This is a genomic window from Pseudoduganella aquatica (genome assembly GCF_020865585.1).
GTDB lineage: Bacteria > Pseudomonadota > Gammaproteobacteria > Burkholderiales > Burkholderiaceae_D > Rugamonas > Rugamonas aquatica_A.
In genome coordinates this window covers 1,829,180-1,852,549 of the sequence record NZ_CP086370.1, presented here as the reverse complement: position 1 = coordinate 1,852,549, position 23,370 = coordinate 1,829,180, and the positions used below count along the sequence as shown (strand labels likewise).

10 protein-coding genes are annotated in these 23,370 nt (G+C 65.6%); 6 read left to right on the top strand and 4 right to left on the bottom strand.

Annotated elements, in window-relative coordinates:
* Nucleotides 1–244: 244 nt before the first annotated feature.
* The 3 genes from KT882_RS08105 (at nt 245) to KT882_RS08095 (ending at nt 9,090) form a co-directional block, all read left to right on the top strand.
* Complete coding sequence (locus tag KT882_RS08105; RefSeq protein WP_228895243.1) at nt 245–3,073, top strand: TonB-dependent receptor; 2,829 nt, start codon at nt 245–247, stop codon at nt 3,071–3,073.
* Nucleotides 3,074–3,207: 134 nt separating this feature from the next.
* The gene (locus KT882_RS08100; RefSeq protein ID WP_228895241.1) at nt 3,208–5,883 is read left to right on the top strand and encodes a TonB-dependent receptor; all 2,676 of its coding nucleotides are present in this window, start codon (nt 3,208–3,210) and stop codon (nt 5,881–5,883) included.
* 402 nt (nt 5,884–6,285) lie between these two features.
* Nucleotides 6,286–9,090, top strand: a complete 2,805-nt coding sequence (locus tag KT882_RS08095) for a TonB-dependent receptor domain-containing protein (protein WP_161073298.1) — start codon at nt 6,286–6,288, stop codon at nt 9,088–9,090.
* Nucleotides 9,091–9,145: 55 nt separating this feature from the next.
* Here the strand turns inward: KT882_RS08095 and aroG are convergent, their stop codons facing one another.
* Nucleotides 9,146–10,207: a 3-deoxy-7-phosphoheptulonate synthase AroG gene (aroG, locus tag KT882_RS08090; RefSeq protein ID WP_161073299.1), complete on the bottom strand. Its 1,062-nt coding sequence runs from the start codon at nt 10,205–10,207 to the stop codon at nt 9,146–9,148.
* A gap of 319 nt (nt 10,208–10,526) precedes the next feature.
* On the opposite strand from aroG, the gene KT882_RS08085 reads away from it, so the two are divergent.
* Entirely contained in the window at nt 10,527–13,334 is a 2,808-nt protein-coding gene (locus KT882_RS08085) for a TonB-dependent receptor (RefSeq protein ID WP_228895239.1), read from the top strand.
* A gap of 118 nt (nt 13,335–13,452) precedes the next feature.
* Here KT882_RS08085 and tldD read toward each other — a convergent pair whose 3' ends face one another.
* From tldD to KT882_RS08070, 3 genes are all read right to left on the bottom strand, one after another.
* Entirely contained in the window at nt 13,453–14,913 is a 1,461-nt protein-coding gene (tldD, locus tag KT882_RS08080; RefSeq protein WP_228895236.1) for a metalloprotease TldD, read from the bottom strand.
* A gap of 86 nt (nt 14,914–14,999) precedes the next feature.
* Nucleotides 15,000–15,797, bottom strand: coding sequence for a carbon-nitrogen hydrolase family protein (locus KT882_RS08075; RefSeq protein ID WP_228895234.1), 798 nt, complete (start codon nt 15,795–15,797; stop codon nt 15,000–15,002).
* Nucleotides 15,798–15,819: 22 nt separating this feature from the next.
* On the bottom strand, nt 15,820–19,947 hold the full coding sequence (locus tag KT882_RS08070; RefSeq protein ID WP_321170342.1) for a YhdP family protein: 4,128 nt from the start codon (nt 19,945–19,947) through the stop codon (nt 15,820–15,822).
* Between the two features lie 161 nt (nt 19,948–20,108).
* On the opposite strand from KT882_RS08070, the gene glnE reads away from it, so the two are divergent.
* Nucleotides 20,109–22,868 (top strand): bifunctional [glutamate--ammonia ligase]-adenylyl-L-tyrosine phosphorylase/[glutamate--ammonia-ligase] adenylyltransferase, encoded by a 2,760-nt coding sequence (gene glnE / locus KT882_RS08065; protein ID WP_228895230.1) that lies wholly within the window; start codon nt 20,109–20,111, stop codon nt 22,866–22,868.
* Between the two features lie 45 nt (nt 22,869–22,913).
* Entirely contained in the window at nt 22,914–23,369 is a 456-nt protein-coding gene (locus KT882_RS08060; RefSeq protein ID WP_161073305.1) for a cache domain-containing protein, read from the top strand.
* Nucleotide 23,370: the final 1 nt, after the last annotated feature.

Here is a 23,370-nt window from a genome sequence, read left to right as displayed (position 1 = left end):
CCCGAGGGGCGGTGCGCAAGCACCGCCCCTTTTTCTTTTGACAAGCCTAGACAACTCACTTGCCAAAACCGTATCGAGTTGGCAGAAATACGTCGATTTTGACGAAAAACCCGAACAAAAATTGACAAGCCTGCGCAATCGGTGGTTTCATATCGCCCCTGTGATTTTTCGTGAGAATTACAGGGACCTGCAAAAACAGCAAGTTGACGTTCCCCCTATCGCATCAAGAGAAAGCTACAAAGCAATGATCAAAGAAACAGTATTGTCGCGCTCGCTGCGCGTCATGTTCGCGGGCGGCCTGGCACTGGGCATGCACGCAGCCAGCGCCCAGGACGCGGCGCCGGACGCCGCCATGCAGCGCGTGGAAATCACCGGCTCCAGCATCAAGCGCATCGCGGCGGAATCGTCGCTGCCGGTGCAGTCCTTCAGCCAGAAAGACATCAAGAAGTCCGGCGTGACCACGGTCACCGACTTCATCCAGCAACTGCCCGCCATGCAGGGCTTCTCCGTGGCGGCCGACTCGGTCGGCGGCGGCGGCGGCGGCGTGACCACCGCCTCCATCCACGACATCGGCGCGGCCTACACCCTGGTGCTGCTGAACGGCCGCCGCGTGGCGCCGTCCAACTCCGGCACCACCATCGACCTGAACTCGATCCCGCTGTCGGCCATCGAGCGCGTGGAAGTGCTGACCGACGGCGCCTCGGCCCTGTACGGCGCCGACGCGATCGCCGGCGTGGTCAACTTCATCCTGAAAAAAGGCGCCTCCCCGTGGGAAGTGAACGCCAAGGTCAACAGCCCCCAGAAATCCGGCGGCAAGAGCAACTCCATCAGCATCAGCAAGGGCTTCGGCGACTACGAGGACGACGGCTACAGCGTGTTCGTCTCGGCCAGCCATGACGAGCAGAAACAGCTGAAAGCCTCGCAGCGCGACTTCGCGCGCAGCGGCATCGTCAACTTCACCGACCCGAAAACCGGCAAGGCGCTGCAGTTCATCAACGGTTCCTCGCGCGCGCTGCCAGCCAACGCCGCCGTCAGCTACAAGAGCAGCGAAATCGATCCGGTCACCGGCCAGCCTATCGTCAAGAATGTCAACCTGAACCCATACGCGCTGTCGCACGGCGGCAAGTGCGCCACCAGCAACCTGGACTTCTACGCCGACGGCCAGTGCTACTACGATTCGCCGTCCACCATCGAGATCAACCCTGAATCGCAGCGCGACTCCATCTTCAGCTCGGGCAGCCTGAAGCTGGGCAACACCGGCTTCAAGGGCTTCTTCGACTTCGCCTACACCGAAGCGAAAATCGTCGCCAGCATCGCCCCTTACCCGGCCGACTTCAGCATCGCCAAGGGCTCGGCCCTGTACAACAAGTACATCCAGCCTTACCTGACGCCGGAACAGAAAGCCGGCGCCACCTCGGTGGTGGCCAAGTACCGCCTGTATGAAATGGGCAACCGCACCTACGACTACGGCACCAAGGCCACCCACCTGGTGGCGGGCGTGGACGGCCAGGCATTCGGCTGGGACATCAACTCGGCGGTGACCTACTCGAAGAACAAGCAGACCCAGAAATACGTGGGCGGCTTCCCGCTGGCCGACAAGTTCCAGGCCGCGCTGGACGCCGGCACCATCGATCCCTTCGGCTACGCCCAGGGCGAGATGCCGGCCTCCATGCGCAGCGCGCTGCTCGACACCGGCTTTAGCGGCACCTACAACACGCAGACCGTGGAAATGAAGGGCATCGACGCGCGCGCCTCGCGCGAAGTGTTCAAGCTGGCCGGCGGCAGCGCCCAGCTGGGCGTGGGCGCGGACTTCCGCAACACCGCCTTCCGCATCGACCAGGCCGACGTGGCCAAGCAGGCACAAATCCTGTTCGACAACGCCCAGGTGGACAGCAACTATGAGCGCAACAACGCCGGCGCCTACGCCGAGCTGATGATGCCGATCACCAAGAAGCTGGAAGCGACCGCCTCGGTGCGCTACGACCAGATCGGCGCCATCGACAACAACCTGACCGGCAAGGAAGTGGGCAGCAAGGAAAACGCCGCCACCTGGAAGGTCAGCACCAAGTACGCGGCCGCCAAGAACCTGATGCTGCGCGCAGCGGCAGGCACCGGCTTCCGCGCCGCCAGCATGACCGAGATCGCCGGTCCGCTGGAAGACTGGGGCGTCACCGGCGGCAACTACCAGTGCCCGCTGACTGCCGCCAACGGCATGGCCGGCCACCCGCTGGCGTCCTACTGCAACGGCGTGCAGCGCCAGCAGTTTGAAGCCTTCCAGGGCGGCAATCCGGAGCTGAAGCCGGAGAAGTCCAAGCAGTGGAGCGTGGGCTTTGTGTTCGAGCCTATCGACAGCCTGTCGATGGCGATCGACCTGTGGAACGTGGAAATCCGCGACCAGGTGACCGCCGTGTCCGAAGGCCTGATCTTTAAATACCCGGCCAAGTACGCCTCGCTGTTCACCACCAAGCACATCGGTTCGACCGGCGAGGACGTGCTGGCCATCAAGCTGCTGCCAATCAACATCGGCAAGGTGGAAAACCAGGGCGTCGACTACGACTTCACCCACAAGATGAAGCTGTTCGACGGCAAGCTGACCAGCCGCCTGGCCGGCACCTGGCTGCTCAAGTCGCGCTACACCACCCCGGGCACCGACGACCAGTGGGAAACCAGCCTGAACCGCTACGGCTCGAACGACAAGGTCAGCTTCCGCCACGTGGTGCGCGCCACCACCTCGCTGGAGACCGCCAAGTTCACCCACACGCTGGCCGCCAACTACCGCAACGGCTACAAGGACAAGCCGCAGTCGGAAGACGACTGCGCCGTCATCGTGGCCGGTTCGCCGGGCGCCTGCTACGGCATCACGCTGGACGTGCCGAGCTACACCACCTTCGACCTGCAGTCGGCCTACCGTCCGCTGAAGAACGTGGAGCTGACCGCCGGCATCATCAACCTGTTCGACCGCAATCCGCCGTTCACGCTGCGCAACACCGGTTCGCACCAGGTTGGCTACAACCCGTCCTACTCGAGCGCCCTGGGCCGCCAGTTCTACCTCAGCGGCTCGTACAAGTTCTGATGGGATCTGACGCCACGGCGTTGATGTAAGCACGAAAAGGCGCTGAGCAATCAGCGCCTTTTTTGATTTTACTCAACAGTTTCATTGCGGCGACCGCGCACACTGCCCTTTCCATAACAGAGGGAGCGCAGTCCATGATGAGAAAAACAGCAATCGCCCACGCGGCGCGCCTGGCGTGCACGCTGGGCCTGGGGGCGGTATCCGCCTGGACCCATGCGCAGGAGGCAGTGCAGCCAGCGGCGCAGCCCATGCCGCGCGTGGAAGTGACCGGCTCGTCGATCAAGCGCCTGGTGTCGGAAACGGCCAACCCCTTGACCGTGTTCAAGGCCGAGGACTTCGTCAAGCAAGGCCTGACCACGGCCCAGGAGGTGATGGACCGCATCCCCTCCAACAGCTCCAGCTTCAGCTCCGGCAACGTGGTGGGCGGCAACAGCTCCGGCCTGCCCACCGGCGGCCAGTCCAGCGCCGACCTGCGCGGCCTGGGCAGCGACAAGACCCTGGTGCTACTGAACGGCCGCCGCATCGCCAACCATCCCTACGACGGCGCCAGCGTCGACCTCAACATCATTCCGGTCAGCGCGCTGGAGCGGGTGGAAGTGCTGCGCGACGGCGCCTCGGCCATCTACGGCACCGACGCCATCGGCGGCGTCATCAACTTCATCACCCGGCGCTCGGTGCAGACCACCACCATCAGCGCCGAGGCCCTGCTGCCGCGCGCGCCCGGCGCCGACGAGCAGCGCGTCAACCTGTCCTCCGGCTTCGGCAACCTGGACCAGGACGGCTACAATGTGTTCGGCGTGTTCGACTGGCACAAGCTCGACATCCTGACCTCGCAGCAGCGCGCCTTCTCGCAGACCGGGGTGATTCCCTCGCGCGGCCTGAACCTGACCTCGGGCACCACCTTCCCCGGCAACTTCTTCGATCCGGGTTCCAACGTCACCGGCAATCCGGGCCGCGCGGCCGGCTGCGACCAGCCCTATTCCCTGCCCATCGGCGGCGGCGGCACCTGCCGCCAGGACTACACCCGCCTGATCGACGACCTGCCGGCGCAGAAGCAGACCGCCTTCTTCGGCAAGGCCAGCTTCAAGATCAACAACGAGCACCAGGCCAGCATCGAATACCTGCACGCCGAGAACGACGTGCTGTCGCACACCGCGCCGCCGCCGCAGACCGGGCTGATACTGCCCAGGACCAGCAAATACTACCCGGGCAATCCGGGCGGCGGCGTGCCCGCCATGCCCGGCCTGTCCGGCCAGCCGCTGTCGGTCAACTGGCGCCCCACCGAGGCCGGCCAGCGCGAGATCAACTCGCTGGGCGCGGCGGACCGCCTCAGCATAGGCGCCGAGGGCCTGATGCGCGGCTGGGAGTACAAGACCGGCTTCACGCTGTCGGAGAGCCGCTCGGCCGAATGGTTCACCGGCGGCTATGTGCGCGACGAATCGTTCGCGGCCGGTGTGTTCAACGGCATCCTCAATCCCTTCGGCCTGCAGGACGCGGCCGGCAAGGCCTACCTGGCCAGCACCGCGCTGCGCGGCAAGGTGCAGAACGGCAAAACCCGCAACACCGGCATCGACTTCAAGGCCAGCCGCGAGCTGTGGGAGCTGGCCGGCGGCAAGGCCGCCGTGGCCGTCGGCGGCGAGCTGCGCCGCGAGGAGGCGGACTTCTTCGTCAACCGCGACATCGCCGGCCAGGCCGCCAGCTCCGGCCTGTCCGGTTCGCAGTCCACGGCCGGCTCGCGCACCATCAAGGCCGTGTTCGGCGAGCTGAGTTTGCCGTTGGTCAAGGACCTGGACTTGCAGTTCGCCGCCCGCTTCGACGACTACAGCGACGCCGGCAACACCACCAACCCGAAGCTGGGCCTGCGCTACCAGCCCGGCAAGCAGGTGCTGCTGCGCGGCTCGGCCTCGACCGGCTTCCGCGCCCCCACGCTGTTCGAGAAGAACGCGCCGCGCTCCAGGAACGACACCAACAACACCTACAACGATCCGGTGCTGTGCCCCGGCGGCGTGCCGTCCTCCAACCCCGTCACCAACCCGCTGCGCGACTGCGACCTGCAGCAGTTCAAGCTGCAGGGCGGCAATCCGGACCTGAACCCGGAGAAGTCGCGCACCTTCGCGGCCGGCATCGTCCTCGAGCCCGTGCCGCAGGCCACGCTGGCGCTGGACTATTGGACCATCAAGCTCAAGGACAAGATCAACGCCCTGCCGGAGGAAGTCATCTACGGCAACTACGCCAAGTACAAGGACCGCTTCCTGCGCAACCCGGACGGTTCGCCGCTGGCCATCCTGGATCTGAAGGAGAACCTGGGCCGCGTCAACACCGACGGCGTGGACGTGTCGCTGACGCTGCGCTCGGGCGCCACCGCCTACGGCAACCTCACCTTCTCGCTGGACGGCACCTACGTCCACCAATACGAATACCAGGATGAGCGCGACGGCCCCTACACGCAGAACGTGGGCCGCTACGCCGCCAACAACCCGGTGTTCCGCTGGAAGCACAACGCGGCGCTGAACTGGCGCCTGGGCGTGTGGAGCGCCACCTTGGCGCAGTCCTTCAAGAGCGGCTACCAGGACCAGAACCTGGACATCGCGCCGCAGTTCCTCAACCACGTGCCGTCCTACAGCCTGTGGAACCTGACCGCCAGCTACAGCGGCATCGCTGGCCTGACGCTGACGGCCGGCGTGAAGAACCTGCTGGACAAGGAACCGCCCTTCTCCAACCAGGGCACGCTGTTCCAGAAAGGCTACGACCCACGCTACACCGACGCCGTGGGCCGCGCCCTCTATCTGCGCGGCAGCTACGCCTTCTGACGCCACGCCGCCGGCCCCGGCCGGCGGCTTCCCCTAGGCCGCATGTATCATTTTGTAGCAAAAAAGTGACATCCGCACATCTTCGTTACATTATTTACTATTTGCCAAAACCGTCAAACTACCACCTTTCTGCATAGTGACCATTTTTTACAATGATCACGTCATTACAAACACATACTGCGAAATTTCCACCTTTTAGCGTCTAAAGCCGAAAATCCGGCCGAATTATGACTGTTCAATAGACATACCGAAAAACTGGAAAATCACCAAAAACCACTAATTATTCACATTGACACGGTCTTGTCTGGATGATTACATGGACTAATGGCAAATCTTTGCCATCTATCAACGCACGTCAATACGGCCGCAGACGCCGTTTCAACAAATCTTGGGAGTAGTTAAATGATGCAAGAAACAATTTTGTCCCGTTCGGTACGCCTGATCTGCGCCGGTGGCCTGGTGCTGGGCATGCATGCCGCCCAGGCGCAATCGACGCCGGAAACTATCCAGCGCGTTGAAATCACCGGTTCCTCGCTGAAACGCGTCGACGCCGAAACCGCCCTGCCCGTGCAGGTCATGTCCAAGGCAGAAATCGCCCGCACCGGCGCGACCAGCACGCAAGAACTGCTGACCTCGATCTCCGCCCTGTCCTCCTCCGGTTCGACCCAGAACTCGACCGGCGCCGGCAGCTCCACCTACGGCCTGTCCTCGATCTCGCTGCGCGGCCTGGGTGCCGAGCGCACCCTGGTGCTGGTGAACGGCCGCCGCCTGGCCGCCTTCGCCGGCGGCGGCGGCGCCTCCGTCAACGTCAACGTGATTCCGCTTGCCGCCATTGAACGCGTCGAAGTGCTGAAAGACGGCGCTTCGGGCGTGTACGGTTCGGATGCCGTGGCCGGCGTGGTCAACTTCATCCTGTCCAAGTCCTTCAAAGGCGTGGAAGTAACCGGCGGCTACGGCTCGCCAACCGAAGGCGGCGGCGGCCAAAACTCGAAAGCGTCCATCACCGGCGGCCTGGGCGACCTGAGCACCGATGGCTACTCCGTCGTGGTGTCGGCTTCGTACGAAAAAGAAAAACTGCTGAAAGCAACCGACCGCTCCTACTCGGCCACCGGCAACAACCTGCCTTACTACGCTTCCGGCGCAACCGGCCAGGGCAACATCGAAGGCGCGATTGTTCCAGGCGCCTACCCGAACGACCGTCTGCCAGGCTTCGGCAATGCGCCAGGCACCGGCTACGGCAATCCGCTGGCCGACCAGGGCAAGTGCGATTCCATCCTGATGTACAAGAACGCGACCAACACCTCCAAGGGCACGCCATATTGCGCCTTCGACAGCGCCGCGTTCGTGGGCCTGATTCCCCAGCGCGAACTGAAAAACCTGACCGCCAATGGCGCCTTCAAGATCAACGCCGACCACGAGCTGTTCGCCGACGCGCTGTATTCGGAGTCCACCGTCACCCAGAGCTTCCAGGGCAGCCCGGTGCGCCGCTCCTTCCTGGAAACCGACGGCGAGTTCGCCAAGCAAAAAGTGCATCCAGCGCTGCTGCTGTACCCAAGCAATCCGGTGTACCAGTCGATCGCCGTGCCTTACCTGACCAAATACGGCAGCATCAAGGGCAACGAAAACTTCCTGACCCTGATCGGCAAGCCGCTGGCCATCACCAGCCGCGTGTTTGACTTCGGCAACCGCACCAGCGTCGACGAAGCCAAGCAGTCGCGCTTCGTCATCGGTTCGCGCGGCCAGGTATGGGGCCAGGACTACGAAGTGGCTGTCGCCAGCAACGAAAGCAAGATCCACGGCACCGTGCCGGCCGGCTACTTCTCGCAGGTCGCTTACGCCAAGATCATCAACGATCCGGCCAACAACTGGAACCCATGGGCGCCAGGCGCGGTCCAGACCGGCGCACTGGCCGAGAAGCTGAAATCGGCCCAGTACGCGGGCGACACCCTGGTGGGCAAATCGAAGAGCGACACCTTCGACGCCAAGATCTCGGGCGAGCTGCCGCAGTTCGCCGGCCTGACCGCGCAGTACGCGGTTGGCGCCCAGTCGCGCAAGGACAAGTTCCACACCAGCCCAAGCGCGGCACTGGAAACCGGCGACATCGCCGGCCTGGGCGGCAGCGTGCCACCAGTCAACAAGTCGCGCACCATCAACTCGGTGTTCGCAGAAGGCGGCGTGCCGCTGACCAAGACCCTGGACCTGGGCGTGGCGCTGCGCCGCGACGACTACAACGACGTCGGTGGCACCAACAACTACAAGGTGAACGGCCGCTGGCAGCCGCTGAAGTCGGTGCTGATCCGCGCCTCGGCCGGTTCGGGCTTCCGCGCCCCGACGCTGACCGATCTGTGGCAGCCGCAAACCACCGGCACTTCGGAGACCTTCAACGATCCGAAGACCGGCCAGTCGCAGCTGCAGGTGAACGCCGTGTCCGGCGGCAATCCGAATCTGAAGCCTGAAGAATCGAAGCAGCGTTCGGTCGGCATCGTGCTGTCGCCAGCCGACAACTTCACCTTCGGCGTGGACTGGTTCAAGATCAAGGTGTCCGACATCCTGGCCACGCCGTCGGCGCAGGAAGTGGTATCGGGCTTCCGCCGCGGCGACTCCGCCTACGCCAACCTGGTGAAACTGGCCGGCAACGACGTCGACCTGATCTACACCACGCTGGCCAACACCGGCAACGCCAACGTAGAAGGCCTGGACGTGTTCGCGCAGTTCCGCCAGAACACCGCCTACGGCCGCTTCGACATGACCATGAACGGCACCTACATGGACAAGTTCGACCAGACCAGCCCTGGCGGCACGATCTCGCACAAGGTCGGCACGCTGGTGGACCAGAATGGCGACCCGGTACTGGGCGCGCAGAACGGCGGCGTGGTCCTGCGCTGGAAGCACGCGCTGAGCGCAGGCTGGAGCCAGGGTCCGCTGTCGGCTACCCTGACCCAGAACTTCGCATCCAGCTATGAAACCGGCTTCCGCCAAGGCGACGGCCAGCGCAACTTCATCGGCGCCATGGCCACCTACGACGCCAACGTCACCTGGAAAGCCTGGAAATCGCTGGTGCTGAGCGCAGGCGTGCGCAACCTGTTCGACAAGCAGCCTGGCGTGTTCGTGCCAGTGTCGAACCAGTTCCAGGCCGGCTACGACATCAACCAATACGACCCACGCGGCCGCTTTGTGTACGTGTCCGCAGGCTACACCTTCAAGTAATCTGCGCAACATGAAAAAAGCCCGCTTCGTGCGGGCTTTTTTTTTAGCGCTTCAGTCAGTCCACATTGTGCAGGCGGCGCTGGCGCACGGCGGCGGCCAGGCCTTCCAGCACCTGCACGCTGCTGTCCCAGTCTATGCAGCCGTCGGTGATGGACTGGCCATAGGTCAGCTCCTTGCCCGGCACCAGGTCCTGGCGGCCTGCCACCAGGTGCGACTCCACCATCACGCCGACGATGCGCGCGTCGCCGCCGGCGATCTGGCCGGCGATGTCGGCGCACACCGGGATCTGGTTCTCCGGCTTTTTCGAGCTGTTGGCGTGCGAGGCGTCTATCATCAGGCGCGCCGCCAGGCCTTGCGCGGCGATGGCCTTGCAAGCCTCGTCCACGCTGGCCGCGTCGTAGTTCGGCGCCTTGCCGCCGCGCAGGATGATGTGGCAGTCCTCGTTGCCGTTGGTCGACACGATGGCCGAGTGGCCGCCCTTGGTCACCGACAGGAAGTGGTGCGGCTGCGAGGCGGCCTTGATGGCCTCGACGGCGATCTTGACGTTGCCGTCGGTGCCGTTCTTGAAGCCCACCGGGCAGGACAGGCCGGAGGCCAGCTCGCGGTGCACCTGCGACTCGGTGGTGCGGGCGCCGATCGCGCCCCAGCTGATCAGGTCGGCGATGTACTGCGGGCTGATCACATCCAGGTATTCGGTGCCGGCCGGCAGGCCCAGCTCGTTGATGTCGCGCAGCAGCTCGCGCGCCATGCGCAGGCCGTCGTTGATGCGGAAGCTGTTGTCCATGTAGGGATCGTTGATCATGCCCTTCCAGCCCACGGTGGTGCGCGGCTTCTCGAAGTACACCCGCATCACGATCTCCAGGTCCGCGCCCAGCTTCTCGCGCAGCGGCGCCAGGCGGCGCGCGTATTCCATGGCCGCTTTCGGGTCATGGATGGAGCATGGACCGATCACCACCATCAGGCGGTCGTCCTGGCCGTGCAGGATGCGGTGCAGCGCCACGCGCGCATTGGCGGCAGTGGCGCTGGCGGCCTCGGTGCAGGCGAACTCGCGGATCAGGTGCGAGGGGGGGACCAGTTCCTTCATTTCGCGGATGCGCAGGTCGTCGGTGCGTTGCATGGTATCTCCTGAAGTCTAAGGCTGAAAATCGTGGGCTAAAAAAAAACCGCCATCGCTGGCGGTTTGTCTGGGTCTGCTGGGATCTCGTTTTTGCTGCTACGTGAACCGGCCGCTACTCCACCGCCTTTGGGTTGGAATTGCTAAAGTAAAAATGGCCGGTAAAGAAAACGCAGAAGTGCATGGATGAAATCCTAAAAGGTTGCAACGACTATAGCAACAATTTGCAAGCTTTGGCAAGCAGTTTCCTTGATCCAGATCAGCACCCCCTCGCCCAAAGAAGGCAAGACTGCACAATCCTGCTTACCTTATGGAGAATGCAATGAAGAAACTGATCTTGCCCGGCCTGCTCAGTGTGCTGGGCCAGGCTTACGCGCAGGAAGCCGCCCAGCAGCCCATGCAGCGGGTGGAAATCACCGGCTCCAACATCCGCCGCGCCCAGGCCGAAACCGCCTCGCCGGTGCAGACGCTGAGCCGGGCCGATATCGAAAAATCCGGCAAGACCACGGTGGCCGAGCTGATGCAGACGCTGGCGGTGGACAACCAGGGCTCGGTGCCGATGACCTTCGGCGGCGGCTTCGCCTCGGGCGCGTCCGGCATCTCGCTGCGCGGCCTGGGCGCGGCCTCCACCCTGGTGCTGATCAACGGCCGCCGCGTGGCGCCCTACGGCCTGGCCGACGACGGCCAGAAAGTGTTCGCCGACCTGAACGTGATCCCGTCCGAAGCCATCGAACGGGTGGAAATCCTGAAGGACGGCGCCTCCGCCATCTACGGCTCGGACGCCATCGCCGGCGTGGTCAACGTGATACTGCGGCGCGACTTCCAGGGCACCACGGTGCGCGCCAGCCAGGGCGTGTCCGAAGAGCGCGACGGCCACGACACGCGCCTGGCCATTACCCACGGCATCGGCAGCCTGGATAGCGACCGCTACAACTTCATGGCCAGCCTGGAATACGGCCGCAAAGGCGCGGTCGCCAACAGCGCGCGCAGCGGCCGCCGCTACATCGGCCGCAGCGACCTGCGCGACTACGGCTTCTCGGCCCAGGAGACGCTGGGCGGCACCGGCGCCATCGTCAGCAACAACAACGCCGGCAGCGCGGTCAACGGCAATGTGCGCAATCCCGACACGCTGGACTACTACAGCCGCGGCAACCCGGCCGGCGCCGGCTTCACGCGCTTCTTCCCCGGCGCCGCCTGCGCCAACTTCACGCGCCACCCGCAGGGCGACCCCGGCGGCGGCTGCCTGATCGACGCGCAGCAGCAATACAGTGAAATCCAGCCCGAGCAGGAAACCGCCAACGCCTTCGCGCGCCTGAGCTACCAACTCAGTCCGGGCTGGCTGGCGTACAGCGAGCTGAACTTCTATCACAGCAATTCCACCGCCACCACCACGCCGTCCACCGTCAGCGCCTCGGTCGGCTACCCGGGCGGCCCGGTCAGCAACGCCGCCGTGCAGCTGGGCGCGGCCCATCCGGATAATCCCTACTTCGGCCGCGCCGCGCGGCTGCGCTACCTGGCGGCCGACGCCGGCCCGCGCGTGAGCCACGTGGGCTCGGACTTCACGCGCTTCGTGGCCGGCGCCAAGGGCAACTGGCAGCAGTGGGACATCGACGCCGCCTGGCTGTTCTCGCAAAACGAAGTGAGCAACACCCGCACCGGCTATCTGCAGCGCGACGTGGCCTTCGCCCTGCTCGACCCCAGCCCGGCCAATGTGGCGGCGGCGCGCGCGCGCAGCGCCGCCTACGCCGCGCTGCCGGCCGGCAGCTACTGGCGCATCGGCGAGAACGCCGGCCTGAATTCGGCCGCGCTGTACGGCGCGCTCTCGCCCACCATCGCCAACGACGCCGCCACCCGCATCAACCAGCTCGACGTGAAAGCCAGCCGCGAATTCGGCCAGCTGGCCGGCGGCGCGCTGGGCGTGGCGGTGGGCGCGGAATACCGGCGCGAATCGACCGAGCTGGCGCCCACCCAGGGCACGGAGATCGGCAACATCATCGGCCTGGGCTACTCGGCCTACAAGGGCAAGCGCAAGGCCAGCGCCGTGTACGCCGAGCTGCTGGCGCCGCTGCACAAGACGCTGGAGGCCTCGGCCGCGCTGCGCTACGACCATTTCTCCGACGTCGGCAATTCCTACACGCCGAAAGCGGGCCTGAAATGGACGCCGGTCAAGGAATTCGCGCTGCGCGGCACCTTCGCGCGCGGTTTCCGCGCCCCCAGCGCGGCCGAGAACGGCGTGGGCGGCCTGGCCGCCTTCTCCACCGCGGAGGACCCGGCGCGCTGCGCCTTGGGCGTGCAGGTGGCCTGCAACCCGGCCTCCATCGCCATCATCACCTCGCCCAACCCGGCGCTGGCGCCTGAGCGCTCGAAGAGCTACAGCGCCGGCGTGGTGTGGGATCCGCTGCCGCGCACCAGCGTGTCGCTGGACTTCTGGCAGATCAAGCGCAAGAACGAGATCAACCAGGAACAGACCGACGCGGCCATCGCGGCCGGCCATATCGCGCGCGACCCGTCCACCGCCGTCCTGCCGGGCGATCCGGGCGCCATCACGGCGGTGCTGGCGCGCTACGTCAACTCCAGCAACACCAAGGTGCGCGGGGCCGACCTGGACCTGCGCAAGACCTTCGGCATGGGCAGCTGGGGCACGCTGTCGGCGGACGCCAAGTGGACGCACCTGTTCAAATGGCTGCGCACGGAGACCGACGGTTCGCAGCGCGACTTCGCCGGCACGCACGGCAATTGCGACGTGACCAACTGCATCGGTACGCCGGACGACAGGGTGAACCTGAGCGCCACCTGGGAGCGCGACGCCTTGCGCCTGACGGCCAGCGCCAACTACCGGGGCAAGCTGGACAACACGCTGTTCAAGAACGACCCGGACGGCTGCGCCACCCACTTTGCCGACGGCACGGACGCGCCGCGCGGCTGCAAGCTGGCGTCGTTCACCACGGTGGACCTGACGGCGCGCTGGAGGGTCAGCGAGAAGATGGAGGTGACGGCGTCGGTGCAGAATCTGTTCGACAAGATTGCGCCGCTGGACCCGCTCACCTATGGCGCGGTGTCGTACAACCCGCTGGACTATAGCGGCGCGCTGGGGCGCTACTTCAATGTGGGGATGCGCTACAAGTTCTGATGGCGGTGGCGGGTTACGGCGTCCCGCCTAACCCGCCCTACGCCGGAAAATGCCTACGAATGCCGGCAATTCCGTAGGGCGGGTTAGAACCGCAGGTTCGTAACCCGCCAAGCGCGGCTTAAGCGGTGCCGCCAACGGTCACGCCGTCGAGGCGCAAGGTCGGCTGGCCCACGCCCACCGGCACGCTCTGGCCTTCCTTGCCGCACACGCCCACGCCCGAATCGAGCTTCATGTCGTTGCCTATCATGGACACGCGGTTGAGCACGTCCGGACCGTTGCCGATCAGCGTGGCGCCCTTGACCGGATAGGTGATCTTGCCGTCCTCGATCATATAGGCTTCGCTGGCCGAGAACACGAACTTGCCGTTCGTGATGTCGACCTGGCCGCCGCCGAAATTGACCGCGTACAGGCCGTTCTTGACCGAAGCCAGGATCTCGCCCGGGTCCTTGTCGCCGCCCAGCATATAGGTGTTGGTCATGCGCGGCATCGGCAGGTGGGCGAACGATTCGCGGCGCGCGTTGCCGGTCACGGGCATCTTCATCAGGCGCGCGTTCATGGTGTCCTGGATATAGCCCTTCAGGATGCCGTCCTCGATCAGCGTGGTGCACTGGCTCGGGTTGCCTTCATCGTCGATATTGAGCGAACCGCGGCGGTCCTTCAGCGTGCCGTCGTCCACCACGGTCACGCCCTTGGCGGCCACGCGCTCGCCGATGCGGCCCGAGAAGGTGGACGAACCCTTGCGGTTGAAGTCGCCCTCCAGGCCGTGGCCGATGGCTTCGTGCAGCAGGATGCCGGGCCAGCCCGGTCCCAGCACCACGGTCATCGGACCAGCCGGTGCAGGACGCGCGTCCAGGTTGACGATGGCCGATTTCACCGCGTCTTCCGCGTACTGCTCCAGCAGCTCGTCGCTGAAGTAGCCGTAGTCGTAGCGGCCGCCGCCGCCGGACGAACCCACCTCGCGGCGACCGTCCTGCTCGGCGATCACGGTCAGCGACACGCGCACCAGCGGGCGGATGTCGGCCGCCAGCACGCCGTCGCTGCGCACCACCAGCACCACGTCGTATTCACCGGCCAGGCCGGCCATCACCTGCACCACGCGCGGGTCCTTGGCGCGGGCCATTTTCTCCAGGCGCTCCAGCAGCTTGACCTTGGCGGTCGCGTCCAGCGAGGTCAGCGGGTCGTGCGGCAGGTAGAGCGAGCGGCCGCCCACCTGGGTCATGCCGCTGGCCACCTTGATCTTGCCGGCGCCGGCGCGGCCGATGGTGCGGGTTGCCGCCGCCGCTTCCATCAGCGCGCGTTCGGAAATGTCGTCCGAGTAGGCGAAGGCGGTCTTGTCGCCGGAAATGGCGCGCACGCCCACGCCCTGGTCGATGGAGAAGCTGCCGGTCTTGACGATGCCCTCTTCCAGGCTCCAGCCCTCGTTCTTGGTGAACTGGAAATACAGGTCGGCGTAGTCGACCTTGTGGGTGAACATGCTGGCCAGCGTTTTCAGCAGCTTGCCTTCGTCCAGGCCGAACGGCGTCAGCAGCAAATCGCGCGCGACGGCCAGGGTGGACAGATTGGGTTCGAATGGGATCATGATATTGCCTTGTGTGTGATGCTGCATTGTACTTTGAACCAGCGGCCAACGCCGGGGACAGACCCGCCGGGTCTGTCCCCGGGGGCCTACATGGTGCGGTGTTTCAGCGCCGGCAAGCTCTCGCGCACGCTGTCCATGAACAGCGCGTCCACCTCGCCGTGCACCACGCCCTCGCCCTCGGCCAGCACGGTTTTCACCGCGCCCCAGGGATCGACCAGCATGGAGTGGCCCCAGGTGCGGCGGCCGTTCTGGTGGGTGCCGCCCTGCGCCGCCGCCAGCACATAGCACTGGTTCTCGATGGCGCGCGCGCGCAGCAGGATTTCCCAGTGCGCCTGGCCGGTGGTGTAGGTGAAGGCGGCCGGCACCACGATCAGCGACACCGGCCCCATGGCGCGGAACAGCTCGGGGAAGCGCAGGTCGTAGCAGACCGACATGCCGACCTTGCCCACCGGCGTCTCCACCGTGCCGACATTGCGCCCCGGCACGATGGTGCGCGCCTCGTCATACGATTCGGTGCCCTTGGAAAAGCCGAACAGATGGATCTTGTCGTAGCGCCCCACGTGGCGGCCTTCGTCGTCATACACCAGCGTGGTGTTGACCACGCGGGCCGGATCGTCCGAGGCCAGCGGCAGCGTGCCGCCCAGCAGCCAGATGCTGTGGTGGCGCGCCATTTCGCTCATGAAATCCTGGATAGGCCCCTTGCCGAGCGGCTCAGCCACGGCCACCTTGTCGCCGTCGCTCAGGCCCATGATGGCCCAGTACTCGGGCAGCAGCACCAGCTTGGCGCCGGTGGCGGCCGCCTGCGCGATCAGGCGCCGCGCGGTGGCCAGGTTTTCGCCCACGGAAGGCGAGGAAATCATCTGTATCGCTGCGACGGTGTTCATGGGCATGTCCTTCCCGATGTCTTTATGGTTGAGCTTTCTGCGCGGCCGGCTTGTCCGGCCGCGCCGTTTCCAGCTTGGTGATGACCGGCGCCTTCCACGGCCCCGTCACCTGCATTTCATAGGTCAGCGCGCGCATCATCGGCTGGGCCAGGAACAGCTGGGCCAGATAGCTGCCCAGGCCGATCACCGGATTGACCGCCAGCGCGTACACCAGCGGCGCCGTGCCGAGATTGACCTCCGGCATCACCACCACGTGCAGATTGGCCGATTCGTTGGCGATGTCGGCGCTGCCGTCCATCAGCACAGTAGCGGCCACGCCGTGCATTTTCAAGTTGTCGGTCTTGACGATGCCCCGGTTGATGGCGGCGTTGGCGCTGATGCCGTCGAACGCCAGGCCTTCCGAGAAGACGTCGTGGAAGTCCAGCTTGAGCATGCGCGGCAGCGCCTGCAGGCTGAGCACGCCCAGCAGCTTGGCCGCGCCCGGATCCTGCTTGAGGAACTGGCCCTTCTCCACATTCATGCTGATCTGGCCGGACAGGCTGGGGATGTCCAGCGCATACGGCAGGCCCTTCCAGGAAATGTCGCCGCTCAGCTTGCCCTTGCCGTTGCGCAAGGTGTCGGCGAAACCGAAGCGGTCCAGCAGCTTGCCCGCGTTGGCGATGGCCAGCTCGAAATTGAGATTGGTGAGCGGCTGGCCGTCCTTGACCACCCAGCGCCCCGTGCCGTTCAGCTCGCCGTCCGCATTGATCAGCGACAGCTTGGACACGCGCCACTCGCGCGCCGAGGTGATCAGCGCATTATGCGCCTGCAGCTCCAGCCGGCCGAGCGGCTTGTTGAACAGTTCAAAGCGTTCCACCACCACGTCCAGCGCGGGAATGGTGGGCTGGGTGGCCTTGTTTTCCAGCAAATCCTTGACCTCGTTGGCCTGCGACTCGGGGATCACCAGCGAGGACAGGCGCGCCGTCACCTTGCCCACGCCCTGCCCGGTCGGCGATTCATTCCAGGTGATGTAGCCGTTCGCGTGGCGCGAGTCGATATTGGCCTGCCACTGATTTTTCTGGTGGCTCACGCCCACCACCACGTTCTCCAGCTTGCGCTCGCCGATCACCAGTTCGCCCGCGCGCGCGGCCATGGTGTCGGCCACCACGTACTGCGCCACGTCGGCGCCGCCGCTGCCGGCCGCCGCAGGCTCCTTGCCCGCGATGGCCTCGCCCAGCTCCAGCCACTGGTCCACATTGAGCGACTTCACATTGGCCTGCATCATCATGCCGCTGTCCGGCTCCGGCGCCGGCACATTGATGCCGATGCCGCCGCGCACCAGCTTCCACGCCTCCTTGCCCTGGCGCTGACGCTGGTAGGCGGCCGACAGGCCGGAACCGAGCGCCACGCGGATGTCGTCGCGCATCAGCCCGGCCTCGTTGGCGCCGGCGCCGTTCAGCACGAAATGCAGCGGCAGCGCGTCGCCTGCCCCCTTGGCCAGCGGCGCCGGGAAGTCCAGGCCCAGTCCGGCCAGCGTGGAATCGACGGTGACGGAATAATGGTGGTCGCGCGCCACCACCAGGCCGGTGTAGCGCGCGCTGCCGCTGATATGGCCGGCCACGCGCTGCATCTGCGGCGACGGCCAGGTCTTGCGCAGGCCCTCGGCCGTGACGGCGCCGCCCAGGCGCACCTGGATGCTGCCGTCGCGCTGGCTGCCGCCGGTGATGGACACCGGGCCGCCGATAAAGGTGCCCGCCAGCGCGTTCAGGTTCACGCCTTTTTCGTTGAACTCTATCTTGCCGGTGGAGCCCGCCACCACCGGCATGTCGTGCCACAGCACGATGTCGTTGCTGGCCAGCTGCAGCGCGCCCTGCACCTTGGAATCGTGCATATGGTTCAGCGGCAGCTGCAGCTTGAGCGCCAGCTTGGCGCTGCCGGTGGCCTGCGTTTCATCGGTGAAATGGCCTATCCATTCCAGCACCGGGCTGGCCGCCATGTAATTGAGGAATTCCTGCATAGGCCCGGCCGCGTTGCCGTCGATCTCCAGCACGCTGTCGTGCGAGGACAGGTCGGCGATCACGGCCTTCACGCCGCTCAGCGCCACGCCGCCGGTGGTGGCGGTGTCGCCCCGGATTTCCATGCGCGTGCCTTCGAAGGTGAAGCCGCCCTTGATATGCTCGGCCTGCGGCCACAGCGGCGACTTGCCGTCCTTGGCGTAGAAGCCGGGGTCGTAGTTGAGCTTGCCGTTGGTCAGGCGGCCGGTGACGCGGAACTCGCCCCTGGCGCGCTCGGCGGCGGTGGCGTTCTTGAACGGGAAATGCGCCAGGTCGCCGCGCAGGCGCAGCACCACGTCGTCCGCGCGGCCGTCCTCCAGCGCGCCGGTCAGCCAGTGCTGCAGATGGGGCGGGGTTTGCAGCGGCAGGTAGCGGCCTATCTTCTTCACGTCGAAGCCGTTCAGCTTGCCGGTAAAGTCGGCCAGGCCGGCGCTCTTGCCGTCCAGCGCCAGCACATGGCTGCCCGACAGCGACCCGTTCAGGCCGTCCTGCGAGAACTCCAGGTTTTCCAGCTCGACCTTGAGTTGTTCGTTGCCCTCGAAGGACCAGGACATGCGGCCGCGCAGCTTGTCGAACTGCATGGCCGCTTCTGCGAAATAGTCCGGCATCTGCAGCAGCAGCTGGTCGGCGTCCAGCGTGAAGCGGCCGCCTTTTTCGCTCGCTTCCAGCGTGCCGCTCAGGTGCTCGAAGCCGGGCAGCGCCGGCATGCCGCGCACGGCGGGCGTCTTGCCGTTCTTGGGCTGTGGCAGGCGCGCCGGACGCGGGCGCAGGCCCAGGCCGTCGAGCTGGGCCTTCACATGGTAGGACTGCAGCGCCGGATAGCTGCCGTACCAGCTGGCGGCCACGTCGCGCAGGCGGCCGGTGGGGGCCACGTCCTCCAGCGCGCTGCGCTGGCTGGCCGTCAGCGGCAGGCGTCCGGCCAGCGCGGCCAGGGTTTGCAGGTCCAGCACGCTGGCGTTGAGTTCCATGCGCGCGGGCGCCTTGGCGGTGGCCGCCACATAGCGCTCGGACAGTTCGGTGGGCGGCAGTTCGAGGCCGTCGCGGGTGCGCAGCGAGAAGTTGTTCAGGGTGACGCTGTGGCCCAGCACGCCGAACGCGGGCTGGCCGCTTTGCATGGCGGCGGGTATCTCTTCGCGGGCCGACACGCGGCCGCGCACGTCCACCAGGTCCAGCGGCTCCAAGTCCGGTCCCAGCCTGGCGGTCACGTCGGCCAGGCTGACGTCGGCGGTGAAGCCGGCCAGCTTGGCGTGGTCCAGCTTGATCCAGGCGCGCACCGAGCCCATGCCGGAGCTCAGGTCCAGCGGGTAGTCGATATGCTGCTTCCAGGCGGCCAGGTCGGCCTGGCGCACGTCGGCGTACAGCTCGCCCTGCCACAGCCGCACATCGGACTTGCGCACCGCGAAGGCGGGATGGATGAAATCGGCGCGCACGTCCAGCGGGCCGCCCAGCGCGGCCGGCGGCGTGGCGCGCAGCGAGAACTGGTGGCGGCGCCACTTATTGCGCAGCACCAGGCTCATGTCCTGCAGGCTCACGCGCGGCGTGCCGCGCAGCTGGTCGGTCCAGTCCAGCTGGCCTTCGCGCACGACGATTTCGCGCTGCGCCAGCAGCCAGTCGCCGCCCTTGCCGTCGCCCTTCTGGTTCAGGTCGATATGCGCGCCGGCCACGTAGAGCTTGCCGTCCGGCGTGCGCAGCACGTCCAGCTTGGGGCGTATCAGCTCGAGCGACTCGAAGCGCACATCGGCCGCCGCCACGCTCCACCAGGACAGCGTGGCCGACACGCTGGGCAGGGCCAGCACTTCGCGGCCCTGCTGGTCGCGCAGCACCACGTCGCCCAGGAACAGGGTGGGGTTCAGGCCGGACCAGGAGGCGTAGATGCGTTCTATGGTGACGGGATTGCCCAGCGCGCGGCTGGCCTGGCGCTCGATATCGCCCTTGTAGTGGTCGATATTGGGCAGCACCAGGTAGCGCAGCGCCAGCAGCAGGATGGCGAATGCAAAGTACAGCAACAGGGCTAACTTGACAGTAAAGCCCAGTACATGGTGGGTGGCCAGATTGCAGACGCGATAGGCGGAACGCAGCCGCTGCCAGCGCACGGCCAAGGGCACGCTGTCTGTCACGGTCTCCTCTGGATTTTGCATCAATAAGCTAATAATTCAGGCCCGGCGTCTAATAAATCGCTAAAATCGTCTCGTCTTAGCCTGCGCGTCCATTTTACCGCATAGGCTGGCGTCCCCACGCTCTGTTTATTACGTTGCAACACTAAGTTACTTTGCCGCCAATGACCTCAACCGCTCCCGCCCTCATCTCCGCCTCCCGTTACTACCAGCGCTGGATCAGCGCCGATCCGGGGCGGGCGGCCAAGGTGGATGCGCTGGCGCAATTATCGCTTGCCGGGATGGATTTTGCCGATTATTTGGCGCGCGAAGCGGCCGCCGGCCTGGACCAGCCCGCCGGCCAGCCCCTGCCGCTGCCGCGCGCCATGCGCCGCCTGCGCAATCTGCTGGTCTGCACCCTGATACGGCGCGACCTGGAAGGCCGGGCCGACCTGCATGAAGTGGTGACTGCCATGACGCGCTTCGCCGACTTCGCCATCCAGCAGCACGCGGCGGCGCTGCACGCGGAAATGGTGGCCCTGCACGGCCAGCCGGCCGGCCACGACAGCGGCGAGCCGCAGGAGCTGATGGTGCTGGCCATGGGCAAGCAGGGCGGCGGCGAGCTCAATGTGTCGTCCGACATCGACCTGATCTTTGTCTACCCGGAAGACGGCGACACCGTGGCCGGCCCCGGCCAGCGCTCGCTGTCCAACCATGAATTCTTCGTCCGCCTGGGCAAAAAGCTGATCGCCGCCCTGGCCGAGATCACCGAGGACGGCTACACCTTCCGCGTCGACATGGCGCTGCGCCCGAACGGCGGCTCCGGCCCGCTGGCCGCCAGCCTGAGCATGGTGGAGCAATATCTGATTGTGCAGGGCCGCGAATGGGAGCGCTACGCCTGGGTCAAGGCGCGCGCCGTCACCGGCACCCCGGCCGACATCGCCGCGCTGGACGCCATCGTGCGCCCCTTCGTGTTCCGCCGCTACCTGGACTTCGGCGTAATCGACGCCATCCGCAATATGCACGCCCAGATCCGCGCCGAGGTGAACCGCCAGGAGCGCCTGCACCCGGACCGCAGCAACAACGTCAAGCTGGGGCGCGGCGGCATCCGCGAAATCGAGTTCCTGGCCCAGGTGTTCCAGCTGATACGCGGCGGGCGCGACGCCACGCTGCGCGACCGCTCCACCCGCGCCACCTTGCGCATACTGCCGGAAAAAGGCTTGCTAACCACCGACATCGTGCTGCAACTGCTGGCTTCCTACACTTTCCTGCGCAACCTGGAGCACCGTCTGCAATACCTGGACGACGCCCAGACCCACACCCTGCCGCCCAACGAGGCCGACCAGCTGGTGGTGGCCCAGATGATGGGCTTGTCCGACGTGCCCGCCCTGCTGGCGCAAATCGAGGCGCACCGCAAGTTCGTGGCCGAGCAATTCGACGCCATGTTCGCCGAAAAAGCAGCGAACGGCCCGCAAGACGGCGACATCGACCCCGCCACCAGCAATGAATGCGCGGACCCGGACAACCTGGAGGCCATCCAGTCCCGCTTCGCCTCCCTGGGCTACGACGACCCGGCCGGCGCGGCCCAGCGCCTGGTGGCGACCTGGCAGGCGCCGCGCCTGCAGTCGCTGCCGGAGGCGAGCCGCAACCGCCTGGTGTCGCTGGTGAACGCGGCGCTGCCGCTGATCGCCCGCACCGCCGAGCAGTCCAGCGTGGGCAGCCAGCTGGTGACCCTGGGCAGCCTGCTCGACTTCCTGGAGGCCATCGCGCGCCGCTCGGCCTATCTGTCGCTGCTGACCGAGTACCCGCACACGCTGGAACGCGTGATCCGCATGATGCATGCCAGCGGCTGGGCCGCCAAATTCCTCACCAAGCACCCCATCCTGCTGGACGAGCTGCTGGACGACCGCATCCGCAACGCCGTGTTCGACGCGGCCCAGCTGGCCGAGGAGCTGGACGGCCAGCTGGCCGCCGCCGCCGGCGACACCGAGCGCCAGATGGACATCCTGCGCGAAGTCCACCACGCCCAGCTGTTCCACCTGCTGGCGCAGGACCTGGCGGGCGACCTCACCGTGGAAAAGCTGGCCGACCACCTGTCCGCGCTGGCCGACGTGATCGTGGCCGCCACCGTGCAGGCGGTCTGGAAGACGGTGGCCACCCGCCACCGCGAGGTGCCGCAGTTCGCGGTGATCGCCTACGGCAAGCTGGGCGGCAAGGAGCTGGGCTATATCTCGGACCTGGACGTGATCTTCCTGTTCGACGACGAGGACCAGGATGCGCCCGCCCAGTACGCCAAGCTGGCGCAGCGCTTTATCACCTGGATGACCTCGCACACCTCGGCCGGCCAGCTGTTCGACGTCGACATTGCGCTGCGCCCGGACGGCGCCAGCGGCATGCTGGTGTCCAGCGTGCAGGCATTCGAGCGCTACCAGGACAATTCGGCCTGGATCTGGGAGCACCAGGCGCTCACGCGCGCCCGCTTCTGCGCCGGCGACGCCGCCATCGGCCGGCGCTTCGAGCAGATCCGCTGCCAGGTGCTGCGGCGCGAGCGGCCGCTGGACGGCCCGCTGAAAACCGAGGTGCGCGCCATGCGCAAGAAAATGGCCGACGCCCGCCCCAACCGCTCCGAGCTGTTCGATTTAAAACAGGACGCGGGCGGCATGATAGACATTGAATTCATCGTCCAGTATCTTGTGTTACAGCATGCATCGACCTATTCACAATTGACGGGAAATGTGGGTAATATTGCGTTACTGAAAATGTGTGGCGAATTGGGCCTGATTAATCCGGCCCTTGCCGCCAGCGTGGCCGACGCTTACCGCCTGTTCCGCAAATTGCAGCACCAGATGCGCTTGCAGGGCCAGGAACAGGCCCGCGTCGATCCCGCGCGCGTTGCCAGCCAGGCCGGGCATGTTATCGAGCTGTGGAACGCCATATTGGAATAAGCAGCAGGAATTACGACCAGCAGTTCAATCCAAAAGGAGACACCGATGAAAATGTTTTTAGGCGGTATCGCAATCAGCCTGGGCTTGCTCGCAGCTCCGGCATATTCCGCGGAAAAAGGCACGGCCAACGAAGCCATGGCCATGGTGAAAAAAGCGGTCGCCCTGATTAAATCGGACGGCAAGGAAAAAGCCTTTGCCGCAATTTCCGACCCGAACAACAAGGATTTCCACGACCGCGACTTGTATATTTATGTCTACGATTTAAATGGCGTGGCCGTGGCCCATGGCGTGAATCAAAAACTGGTGGGCAAAAACCTGCTGGACATGAAGGATAACGAAGGCAAAGCCATGATCCAGGAAATGGTGAAGGTGGCCAAGGAAAAAGGCAGCGGCTGGGTTGATTTCAAATGGCCGAATCCGGTCAGCAAGGTGGTCGAAGCCAAATCCGGCTACGTGGAAAAAGCAGGCGACGTCCTGGTCGGCTCCGGCATTTACAAATAAG